The organism is Deinococcota bacterium (assembly GCA_030858465.1).
GTDB lineage: Bacteria > Deinococcota > Deinococci > Deinococcales > Trueperaceae > JALZLY01.
The window spans coordinates 1-11,069 of record JALZLY010000309.1; the positions used below are offsets into that span (position 1 = coordinate 1).

Genomic DNA, 11,069 nt, shown 5'->3' on the forward strand with positions numbered 1-11,069 from the left:
CGGACATGGCCGCGGGCGGCCAGGGCGCGCCGATGGTGGCGTTTGGCGACCTCAAGCTCTTCGCCGAGCCGGGCGTAGCGCGCGCCGTCCACAACCTGGGCGGCATCTCCAACCTCACCTACCTGCCCGCGGACGGTGACCCCGGCGGTGTCTTCGCCTTCGACACGGGACCAGCGAGCTGCCTCATCGACGAGGCGGTGAAACGTGACTTCGACCGGGACTTCGACGCGGGCGGCGCCCTGGCCGCGCGGGGCGAGGTTCACGAGAGGGTCCTTGCCGCTCTGCTGGCGCATCCCTATCTGAGCCAGGGGCTGCCCAAGACGACCGGGCGCGAGGTCTTTACGCTGAGCGAGTTTGGGGCTGAACTAAAGGGCGTGGGGGGCCACGACCTGCTGGCGACGCTGACGGCCTTCACCGCGGAATCCATCGCCCGGGCCTACCGGGATTTCGTGCTTGCCGAGGGTCTGGACGAGGTTTTGGTGGCCGGCGGCGGCGCGCACAACGACACGCTTCTCGAGATGCTCCGCGCCCGGCTCGAGCTGCCCGTCCGCAGCTTCGAGGAGCTGGGCTGGCGCGCCAAGGACCGCGAGGCGCTGGCCTTTGCGGTGATGGCCTATTATGCCTGGCACGGTCTGCCCAACACCCTGCCCCGGGCGACCGGCGCGCGCCGTCCGGTGATCGCCGGCAAGCTCTCGAGGCCCTGGGGGGCCGGATGAGCCGCGCGGAGGCCTTTGCAGCCCTCCAGGCGGCGCAGGTCGGCGACCTTCGGTGCAGCGTCTTTGAGGTGGCGCTGCACGAGGACAGCCTCACCGGGGTGGCCGAAGGGCGCTTTAGCGCCTTGCTGCACGGCTTTGCCCGTTCGCAGGGCTTGCGTGTGCAGGTTGATTTTCCCGCTGAGCGGCCGGGCTGGCTGGTGGCTGGCCGCGCCAAGGTCTACGCCGCGGCGCAGGACGGGGCCAACCAGGTCACCGAGGCGCTCTACGGCGAAGAGGTCACAGCCTTTGACCGGCAGGGCGGCTTCGTGCGGGTAAAGCTCGCGCGAGACGGCTACGTGGGCTGGCTCCAAGCTTCCGACTTGATGGACTGCCGACTCGAGCCGACTCACCGGGTGGCAGTTTTGCGGACGCACGCCTTTGCCGAGCCCAAGGTGTCGGCGACGCCCCTGCTCGAGCTTGCTCTGGGCGTGACCTTGCGGGTGGAGAATGACGTTGAACCGTGGCTCGAGATCAGCTTGCCAAGCCGGAGCGCCTTCGTGCGTAAGACCGTGCTCGAGCCCCTGAGCGCGCCGCTGCTCGAGCCTACCGCCGCCGCCATTACCAGGCTGGCTAGGGCCTTCATGCACGCTCCTTACGTCTGGGGCGGGCGCAGCGCCTGGGGGCTCGACTGCTCGGGCCTGGTGCAGACCGTCTACAGGGCGCATGGCCTCTTCCTCTCCAGAGACGCCGACCAGCAGCAGGCGGCGGGCGCGGAGGTCGCCCCCGCAGAGGCGCGCGCCGCCGACCTCCTCTTCCTGCCCGGCCACGTGATGATCGCCCTGGGGGAACGGTCCTTCATCCACGCCAACGCCCACAATATGCGCGTCACGGTCGATAATTTCAGTACAGATGACTACGGCAGGGGCCTGTGGGCGGAACTGGCCCGGGTGGTCAGGGTGCGCGGACTCGAGGGCCGATAGGCCAGGGGCTTCCCTTCATGAAGCGAGGCTTTGGGAGATCTCAGCCTCTTACGGGTTCTTTACTGGTATACTCCTGAGGCGAGACATCTACGAGGAGGTTTTCATGAAGATACGGTTCTTCTCCCTGGCCTTGGCGCTCTTGGCCCTTGCCCTGAGCTCCGCCTTCGCCCCACCCAAGGCCATGCCCGACTATTCGGCCCTGGGCGTGGGGCCCGGCGAGCCCGGCGGTACCCTGACGATGTCCTTGGGCGACGCGCCGCCGTCATTTTTCTACTACGCCGTGATCGACGCCAACCTGCAGACCCTGGCCCAGCAGGTCTTCGATTCGCTGCTCGAGTTCGACCTCGAGACCTACGAGCTCGAGCCCGGCCTGGCCGAGTCCTGGGAGGTCGAAGGCGACGGCACGGTCTACACCTTCCATCTGCGCGAGGGCGTCCTCTGGCACGACGGCGAGCCCTTCACGAGCGAAGACGTGGTTTTCACCTACGAGCAGGTCATCATGAACCCCGAGGCCCGCGCGGGCGACGCGGCGCAGTTCGTCTATAACGTTGACGGCGAGGAACAGCGCGTCACGGTCGAGGCCGTGGACGACATGACGGTGCGCTTCACCCTGCCCGCCCCCTCGGCGGCCTTCCTGATCCAGCAGCGCTTTTTCATGATGCCCAAGCACAAGCTGCTCGAGTTCAGCCAGGAGGGCGGCGCCGACGCCGCCGCGATCAATAACGCCTGGCCCACCGACAGCGACCCGCGCGAGGTCGTCGGCACCGGCCCCTTTAAGATGGCGGGCTACACCGCCGGTCAGCTCGTCAGCCTCGAGAAGAACCCCGACTATTGGAAAGAGGACAGCGAGGGCAACGCCCTGCCCTATGTGGACCGGCTCGAGCTGCTCATCGTGCGCGGCGGCGAGGCGCAAGTCGCGCAATTTTTAGCGGGCAACTTAGACGTCTTAAACATCTCCGGCGCGCAGTTTCCCGATCTCAAGTCGCGCGAGCTGGCGGGCGCCGACTTCCACGTGGTCGAGAGCGAGGCGCTCTTCGGCTCGCCGCCGCATCTGGCCTTCAACTTCGACGCCGCCAACCCCGCCCTGGCCGAGGTCTTCGCGGACGTCCAGTTTCGGCGCGCGATGGAGTACGCCGTCGATCGCATGCGCATCATCGACGATGTCTACAATGGCCTGGCGACCCTGCCCGGCACGCCGACGGCGCCCGCCAACACCGCCTTCTACCGCGACACCACCGGCATGATGCGGATGTTCGACTTAGACGCCGCCGCGGCCGCCCTGGACGAACTCGGCCTGACCGACGAAGGCGGCGACGGGGTGCGCAACCTGGACGGCCAGCCGCTCGAGTTCACCCTCACCTACAACGTCGACTCGCCGGTCTTCACCGACATCGCCACCATCTTGCAAAACGACTTTTCGCAAATAGGCGTGCGGGTCAACCTCCAGGGCGTCCAGGGCAGCGCTCTGGTGCCGACGGCACTCGCCGGCGACTTCGAGGCCATCATCGTGGCTTTCGGCAATCAGCCCGACCCCGAACTGAGGACGCCCATCTGGCAGCCCGGCGGCGCGCTCTACTACTGGCACCGCGCCACCCAGCCCGCCGCAGAGGGCAGCGAGCCCAACATGGCGGCGATGGCGGACTGGGAGCGCCGCATCTGGGAGATCTTCGACGAGGGCGCCAGGCTGAATGACCAGGAGCGCCGCGCCGAGCTCTACGGCGAGTGGCAGGAGCTTAACGCCGAGTACCTGCCGGTCATCATGATCGCCAAGCCCGCCAACATCGCCGCCGCGTACAACCGCGTGGGCAACTTCGTCTACAGCCTGGGCGTCATCCCCGGCTACAACCCGGTGGTGCTCTACACCGTCAACGAGTAAATTCGAGCACGGAGGGAGGAGTCAATCGTCAGGAGCCGGAAGATGTCGACCGTTCAGGCTCCTGAATTCTTTTAGCGATGTTGAGTTATCTCGTCAAACGCACACTCATCGTCATCCCCACGCTCTTTTTCGTGTCGGTCGTTTCTTTTGCCATCCTTCAGCTTCAGCCCGGCAGCTTTACCGACCGCTACCTGGAGGACCCGCGCGTCAGCCGCGAGACGGTCGCGCGCATCAACGCTCAGCTCGGCCTCGACCGCCCCGCCTGGGAGCAGTACGGGCGCTGGGTCTGGGGCATCGTGACGCGCGGCGACTTCGGCTACTCCTTTTTCGCCAACCGGCCCGTCTGGAACATGATCGGCGAGCGGCTCGGCTGGACGGTGATCATCGCGCTGTCGACCATGCTCTTCTCCTGGCTCGTCGCCATTCCCTTAGGCGTCTACACCGCCGTGAACCGCAACGGCGTGACCGACGCCATTGCCAGCTTCGTCGGCTACATCGGCCTGGCGGTACCGGACTTTTTAGTGGCGCTGTTGCTCGTCTCGCTGGTGCTCAACCTGGGCGGCACGCAGGTCGGCGGGCTGTTCAGCCCGCAGTACATCGCCGCGCCCTGGAGCCTGACCAAGTTCTTGGACCTGTTGAACCACCTGTGGATTCCCATCCTGGCGGTCGGCACCTCGGGCGTCGCCGTGCTCATGCGGCAGATGCGCGCCAACCTCCTGGACGTCTTGAACGCCGACTTCGTGCGCACGGCGCGCGCCAAAGGGGTGCGCGAGCGGACGGTGACCTACCGCCACGCGGTGCGCAACGCCATCAACCCGCTCATCTCGCTGGCCGGGCTCAGCCTGCCCGAAGTCATCAACGGCACCATCATCGTCTCCATCGTCTTAAATCTGTTCACCATCGGTCCGCTGCTCTACGAGTCGCTGCTCGCCAAGGACCAGTACGTGGCGATGACCTTGCTGCTGTTCTCGAGCCTGCTCTTGATAATCGGCAACCTCTTAGCCGATCTGGCCCTGGCCTGGGCCGACCCGAGGATCAGATATGATTGACCCTCCCGCCGAACGTGCCCTGGCCCCGGCGCGTCCACAGAGGCGCCGGAGCCAGGGTCCCTTGTCGCTGGCCTGGCGACGCTTCAAGCGCTCCAAGGTCGGCGCCGCCGGGGGTATCATCCTCATAACGCTTTATGTAATCGCGCTCTTCGCGGGTTTTTTCGCGCCCTACAACATCACCACCCAGCACTCCCGCTCTCCCTACCAGCCACCGCAGCGCGTCCACCTCGTCCACGAGGGCCGGCTCATGCGGCCCTTCGTCTATCCGGTGGCGCGAGAGCGCGACCCGGTCACCTTTCGCTCCTTTTACGCCGAGGATCAGAGCCGGCCCGAGCCCATCCGCTTTTTCGTGCGCGGTCAGCCCTATAGGCTTCTGGGCGCACGGACCGACCTGCACCTCTTCGGCGTGGCGGAGGGCTTTTACTTTCCGCTCGGCACCGACCGCTTCGGCCGCGACCTCTTGAGCCGGATGCTGGTCGGCTCGCAGGTGTCCCTGACCGTCGGCGTCATCGGCATCCTCATCTCCTTTTCGATCGGCATCCTCATGGGCGGCATCTCGGGCTACTACGGCGGCGTCGTCGACGGCCTCATCCAGCGGCTCATCGAGGTCATGCTCTCCTTCCCGCGCCTGCCGATCCTGCTTGCCTTGGCGACGGTCATTCCGGCCACCTGGCCCTCGACCCGGGTCTACCTGGGTATCGTGGCGGTCTTGTCCCTGATCGGCTGGGCCAGCCTGGCCAGGGTGGTGCGCGGGCAGGTCCTGGCGGCGCGCGAGGCCGACTACGTGCAGGCGGCCAGAGCTATCGGCGCGGGCGACCTGCGCGTCATCTTGCGCCACCTCATGCCCAACTTGAGCTCGTACCTGGTGATCGCCGCCACCCTGGCCTTGCCCGCCTACATCCTGGGCGAGAGCGCCTTGTCCTTTTTGGGACTTGGCGTCAAGGAGCCGATGACGAGCTGGGGCCTGCTGCTCCGCGACGCGCAGAACTTCGAGACTCTGAGCCTCTACCCCTGGCTGCTCCTGCCCGGCCTGATGATCGTCCTCTCGGTGCTGGCCTTCAACTTCGTCGGCGACGCCCTGCGCGACGCGGTCGACGCGCGGATGACCTGAGCCGCCGGGCTTGCCGGGCAAATGGTCTAGAACTGGTTCAAAGTGCGTATGAAAGTATGGTATGACTAGAGGGCAAGCTCGAGAATTGGATTGGAGGAGGAGGATGAGAACCCGAATCACCGCACTGCTTTTCGCCCTCTGCGGCTTTGCCGCTGCCCAGAGCCTGGACATGTGGTCCTGGCGGACCGAAGACGTGGCCGCCTACCGGGAGATTCTGCAAGCCTACCAGGAGCAGAACCCTGGGGTCAGCGTCAACTTCGAGGCCTTCTTGAATACCGAGTACAACACCCTGGTCGCCACCTCGCTCCAGGCCGGCGAGGCCGCCGACGTGGTGCAGACGCGCTCCTACGGCGGCGTCAGGCCGTGGATCGAGGGCGGTTACCTCTTGCCTCTGGACGGCCGCGTGGCGAGCTTGGAGAACTACTCGAGCCAGACCCTGGACGCCGTGCGCTCCCAGGAAAGCGGCGAGGTCTACGGCGTGCCCTTCGCCGTCCAGGTTCTGCAGATGTTCTACAACCGGGCGATCTTTACCGAGCTCGGCCTGGAAGAGCCCACTACCTGGGACGAGTTCATCGCCGTCAACGAGGCGCTCGAGGGGGCCGGCTACATCCCCATCGCCGTGACCGGCGGCGACGCCTGGATGTTGCCCATCTTGCACACCGTGGTGGGCGCGGGCAGCTACGGCGGCGACGCCTTTGTGGCGGGCATCCTGGATGGCAGCCGGACCTTCGAGGATCCCGCCTTCATCGAGAGCGTCCAGGCCGTCAAGGACCTCCAGCCCTACTTCCCGCCCACCGTGACCGGCGTATCCTACGACGACTCCCGGATGCTCTTCGTCAATGAGCTGGCCGCCATGTTCCCCGGCGGTTCCTGGGAAGGCGCCTACTTCTTGAGCCAGAACCCCGAGCTGGACCTGGGCGTCTTCGCCGTGCCCGCCAAGGGCAGCGACGAGAGGCTGGTGTCCTGGTTCGTCGACGGCGCCTGGGCCGCCACCAGCAGCAGCGATGACCCCGAGGCGGCGCTGGCCTTTGTGGACTGGCTCGGCTCGCCCGAGTTCGGCCAGCTCTTTACCGACCGGCTCGCGCAGATCTCGCCCATCCAAGGCGTCACGCCCAGCGACCCGCTGCTCAGCGAGATCGTCGAGATGTGGAACGAGGCCTCCACCCCTTACATGCTGCTGGTGCACTTCCGCTACGGCACCCCCACCGGCACCGACGTGATCGGCCAGGACATGCAAAACCTCTTCCTGGACCGCATGACGGCCGAGGAGGTCGCCTCGAGCCTGCAGGCGCAGATGTCGAGCTGGTTCACGCCCAACCCTTAAGCGCCGCCCTTGACGAGTCCCCCAAAAGCACAGAGGAGAGCCCGCAAGCTCTCCTCCTTGCGTTTGCTGCCCTTCTGGCTGCCGGCCTTTGTCCTCTACACGCTCTTCATCGTCTGGCCGCTCTTAAACGCCGTCGCTTACAGCCTCTTCGAGTGGCGCGGGCTGGTGCGCGGGCCCTTCGTCGGCCTCGACAACTTCGTTACTCTGCTCACCACCGAGCCCTGGCGCAGTAACCTGGCGCGGGCGTTTGGGCACAACCTCCTCTTTTTCGCAGGCACCATGCTGGTGCAGAACACCCTGGCGCTCGCCTTCGCCGTCCTGCTCCACGGCATGCGCCGCGGCGGCCGCTTCTGGCAGAACCTCTTTTTCCTACCCCACCTGCTGCCCACGGTCCTGGTGGGTTTCTTGTGGCTCCTCATCTTGAACCCGCTCTTCGGGCCGCTCAACAAGGCCCTGCGCGAGCTCGGCTTGGACGGCCTGGCCCTGCCCTGGCTGGGCCTGCCGGAGACGGCCCTGCCGACCATCATCGTGGTCAACGCCTGGGCCTGGCTGGGCTTTCCGATGATGCTCTTTCTCGCCAACCTGGGCAGCATTCCCGCCAGCTACCTCGAGGCCGCCCGGCTCGACGGCGCAAGCGCCTGGCAGGTCTTCCGCCACATCCAGCTGCCCCTGCTCAGACCGTCCTTGACCATCGTCACGGTGTTAACCTTCATCGGCAACTTCAACACCTTCGAGCTGATCTTCGTAATGGCGGGCTCGAGCGGCAGCCCCGGCGGCGCCACCGACGTGCTGGGCACCTTCTTCTACCGCACCGCCTTCGGTGGCGGCCAGGACGCGGTAAGCATGGGCTCGGCCTTGGCGGTGTTGATGTTCGGCTTCATCCTGAGCGTCTCGCTGCTGGCCTTGAGGCTGTTCGGGCGCGGCGAGGTGATCTATGACTAGTAGGCCCACGGACATCGCCAAGACCACGCTGATTTACGCCATCCTCATCGCCTACGGCTTCACCGTCGTCTATCCGGTCTTTCTGATGATCATGTCGTCGTTCAAGACCAGCCAGGAGATCTTCCGCGACCCCTTCGCCCTGCCCAGCACCTGGACACTCGCCAATTACGCGGAGGCCTGGGGTCGCGGCAACTTCTCGAGCTATTTTCTCAACAGCGTCTTCGTTACGGCGGTGTCGGTCCTGATCGTCTTGGTGGTGGGCAGCCTGGCCGCCTATCCGCTCGGCCGCTACGCCTTTAAAGGCCGCGACTGGCTCATGCTCTACTTTCTCTCCGGCCTGATGCTGCCGATTCGCCTAGGCATCCTGCCGCTCTTTTTCCTGATGCGCGACTTGGGCCTGTTGAACACGCCCTGGTCGCTGATCTTCATCTACTCGGCGAGCGGCCTGCCCTTTACCATCTTCGTGCTCGCCAACTTCTTCAAGACCTTGCCCAGGGAGCTCGAGGAGGCCGCCAGGCTGGACGGCGCCAGCGAGTTTCGCATCTACGCTCAGGTGATGCTGCCGCTTATCCGCCCGGCCCTGGCGACGGTGGCAATCTTCAACTTCATCCCCTGGTGGAACGACTTTTTCTTCCCACTTATCTTCATCCGCGCCGAGCGGTACCGCACCCTGCCGCTCGGGCTCTTCACCTTTTTCGGCGAGCACCAGAACAACTGGGCCTTGCTCTTCGCCGGCCTCACCATCACCGCCCTGCCGCTCCTGCTGCTCTATCTCTTCGCCAGCCGACAGATCATCAAGGGCCTCACCTCGGGCGCCCTGAAATGAAGGGTGTGAGGCTTTTCTAGGCGCGGATGCGCTGAAATAGCCGTGCTCGCGCTCGACAAGCTGGCGGCAAAGACGATGGCTAGATTAGATTGAAGGCGTGACCTTATGCGTCGAGTGGGCTCCGTACCCCTCGCCCGCCACGGTTGAGCACATGGGTGTAGATCAATGGTGGTCTTTACATCCTTATGGCCCAAAAGCTCCTGCACCGTGTGGATGTCGTAGCCGTCCTCGAGCAAGCGCGTCGCAAAGCTGTGGCGTAAGGTGTGTACACTGCCATGCTTTTCCATACCAGCAGCAAGCATTGCCCGCTTCATCGCGCGCTGAATGGTGTTGGGATAGATGTGATGCCGTCCCCGCCGACCGGAGCTTTCTAGCTGCTTGCAGTTTAGATGTTACTTATGCCGTTGCGCAGGTGCATTTAGTCACGTGACTAAAGTAACGTTACTTTAGTAATGCATGGCGCGGCGGTTCTCAGTCGTCCAGAGCGTGCCAGTTGCCGTAGTAGTGAGCGAGTTGGACTCGAGACTCAAAGCCGAGTTTTTGAAAGACGACCTGGAGGGAGTTCTTGACGGTCCCTTCGCCCGTGTTGCGCGCTTTGGCGATAACCTTGTTGTCGCAGCCCCTGGCGGCGAGCCGCAGGGTGAGGCGTTCTACCGGCGTGAGGGGAGAGGACAGCTTGGGCAAGGGCTGCTTCTGGCCCGCCTCGAGCAGGTTAAGCGTCCGCACGATATCCGGCAGGGACACGCCGCTCAAGAGGGCGGCGGGCTCCTGCTCGAGCAGGTCCAGCTTGTATTCGGGGCAGGGGTTGTCGGTGACGACGACAGCTCCTCTGACCGCGGTGGTGGCGTGCCTGGAAACAGCCCAGCCCCAAGGGGCGTCGATGAGCAGATGCCACCGCGCTCCGGAGCACAGCTTGAATCCCTCCAAAATGAGGGCTTACTCTATGTCGCTGCGGAATTTATCGACGCCGCAGTAGACTTTGACCTTCAGGTTCACTGTAAACTTACCTTAGCATATTCACTCTCCGCAAGATTGCTGTGTGCTGCCGACGCTGTGGAAGCCAACGCCATGAAAGTCGGCCGTCGTCTCGAGCTCGGTCTGGGGGCGGTTCGCAGCGAACCTCGGCGCTTAAGCTGTTCAGACTCCCTGAGACAAGCGGGGCACCGGGCCTGCTAGGGACCGCAACATAGCGTCTCGGCTCGGCCGCCCTGCACCCGCGTGAGAAGACGTTGCAGGCTCCGTTGAAAACGCCTATCCTGGGGTATGACGATTGAACTCACCAAAGAACAAGAACAGCTTATCCGTGGGCTGGTAGCGACCGGGCACTATGAGGATGACCGCGCCGTCGTGAGCCGGTCGCTCAAACTGATTCAGGAATATGAAAGCAGACTGTCTCACCTCCGCGCCGAGATTCAAAAGGGCGAAGACAGCGGCGACTATCAGCCGTTCGATGTAGAGGAGACGATCAGACGGGCGAGGGAGCGGTTCCAGCAACGCACGGCGCAGTAATGCCGACCGTTGTGATTCGTCCAGCAGCAGATGTGGACCTGTTGCTGATCTGGGACTTCATTGCCCGCGATAATCCCAGCGCCGCCGACAATTACCTCCGCTGGCTGGCGGATAGGTTCGACCTGCTAGCGACCCAGCCCTTGATGGGAAAGGCCCGTGAGGAGCTGAAGCCAAAATTGCGTAGTTTCGTCGTCGGCAGGCACATCATTTTCTACATGCCGTTTGAGGAGGGGATAGCCGTTGAGCGAGTGCTGGCAGGGCCTCAAGATAGTGAGAGCATCTTCGCGGAATCATGAGGCCGCAACATTCTTGCCGATTCGGTTAAAGCTCCTGCCAGAACCGCTTCTACCACAGAAGGTAGCAAGAACGTAGGGGAAAAGGGAAGTCTCGTGGTGGTACTGGGACAGAAGTGTTTTTTTTCTTATCTCTAAAGCCTTAGCGCATGGAGGTCTTGAACCAGTCCACCGGCCTGTGGCGCTGCCGCACCGCCTACACCTGCCCACGCGATATCCCCATCACCGAGGCCATCGAACAGCTCAAGCGCGAGATGATGTGGCGCAGAGCCTAAGCCACTAGGCGCTGGCTTTTTGTCGGGGGCACTTCGGCGCCCCTACTGCTTTCACCTCTAGCCTAGTGGTCTGTCAGCCTTCTTTTGATGGGTCATTACGAGGAGCGAAGCAACGCGGCAATCTCGTTTTTGGTACACGGTTTGGAGATTGCTTCACTTGGTTCGCAATGTTCGCGCAGCACCCCGCAG

At 64.1% G+C, this 11,069-nt stretch carries 11 protein-coding genes and 1 pseudogene; 10 read left to right on the top strand and 2 right to left on the bottom strand.

From position 1 onward, the window contains the following. From M3498_15355 to M3498_15390, 8 genes are all read left to right on the top strand, one after another. On the top strand, positions 1-716 hold a 716-nt coding region (locus M3498_15355), incomplete at its 5' end, for an anhydro-N-acetylmuramic acid kinase (GenBank protein MDQ3460656.1). Next, positions 713-1,675 carry a C40 family peptidase gene (locus M3498_15360; GenBank protein ID MDQ3460657.1) on the top strand — a complete coding sequence of 321 codons (963 nt, stop codon included), beginning with the start codon at positions 713-715 and terminating at the stop codon, positions 1,673-1,675. The genes M3498_15355 and M3498_15360, both read left to right, overlap by 4 nt. Positions 1,676-1,778: 103 nt before the next feature. Continuing rightward, a complete protein-coding gene (locus M3498_15365; protein ID MDQ3460658.1) occupies positions 1,779-3,551 on the top strand; it encodes an ABC transporter substrate-binding protein in 1,773 nt (590 codons plus the stop codon). 77 nt (positions 3,552-3,628) lie between these two features. Further along, a complete protein-coding gene (locus M3498_15370) occupies positions 3,629-4,600 on the top strand; it encodes an ABC transporter permease (GenBank protein ID MDQ3460659.1) in 972 nt (323 codons plus the stop codon). After that, positions 4,593-5,711 (top strand): ABC transporter permease, encoded by a 1,119-nt coding sequence (locus tag M3498_15375; GenBank protein MDQ3460660.1) that lies wholly within the window; start codon positions 4,593-4,595, stop codon positions 5,709-5,711. Before M3498_15370 ends, M3498_15375 begins: the two co-directional genes overlap by 8 nt. 103 nt (positions 5,712-5,814) lie before the next feature. Next, positions 5,815-7,035, top strand: coding sequence for an extracellular solute-binding protein (locus M3498_15380; GenBank protein ID MDQ3460661.1), 1,221 nt, complete (start codon positions 5,815-5,817; stop codon positions 7,033-7,035). A gap of 57 nt (positions 7,036-7,092) precedes the next feature. Next, a complete protein-coding gene (locus M3498_15385; GenBank protein MDQ3460662.1) occupies positions 7,093-7,977 on the top strand; it encodes a sugar ABC transporter permease in 885 nt (294 codons plus the stop codon). Beyond that, entirely contained in the window at positions 7,970-8,803 is an 834-nt protein-coding gene (locus M3498_15390) for a carbohydrate ABC transporter permease (GenBank protein ID MDQ3460663.1), read from the top strand. Before M3498_15385 ends, M3498_15390 begins: the two co-directional genes overlap by 8 nt. 103 nt (positions 8,804-8,906) lie before the next feature. On the opposite strand, the pseudogene M3498_15395 reads toward M3498_15390, so the two are convergent. Further along, a pseudogene (locus tag M3498_15395) lies at positions 8,907-9,153 on the bottom strand (tyrosine-type recombinase/integrase). A gap of 121 nt (positions 9,154-9,274) precedes the next feature. Beyond that, positions 9,275-9,730, bottom strand: a complete 456-nt coding sequence (locus tag M3498_15400; protein ID MDQ3460664.1) for a LuxR C-terminal-related transcriptional regulator — start codon at positions 9,728-9,730, stop codon at positions 9,275-9,277. A 336-nt stretch (positions 9,731-10,066) separates the two neighbouring features. Here M3498_15400 and M3498_15405 point away from each other — a divergent pair, with 336 nt between their 5' ends. Both M3498_15405 and M3498_15410 read left to right on the top strand, forming a co-directional pair. Beyond that, complete coding sequence (locus M3498_15405) at positions 10,067-10,312, top strand: type II toxin-antitoxin system ParD family antitoxin (GenBank protein MDQ3460665.1); 246 nt, start codon at positions 10,067-10,069, stop codon at positions 10,310-10,312. Beyond that, complete coding sequence (locus M3498_15410) at positions 10,312-10,608, top strand: type II toxin-antitoxin system RelE/ParE family toxin (GenBank protein ID MDQ3460666.1); 297 nt, start codon at positions 10,312-10,314, stop codon at positions 10,606-10,608. The genes M3498_15405 and M3498_15410 overlap by 1 nt, the downstream gene beginning before the upstream one ends. Positions 10,609-11,069: the final 461 nt, after the last annotated feature.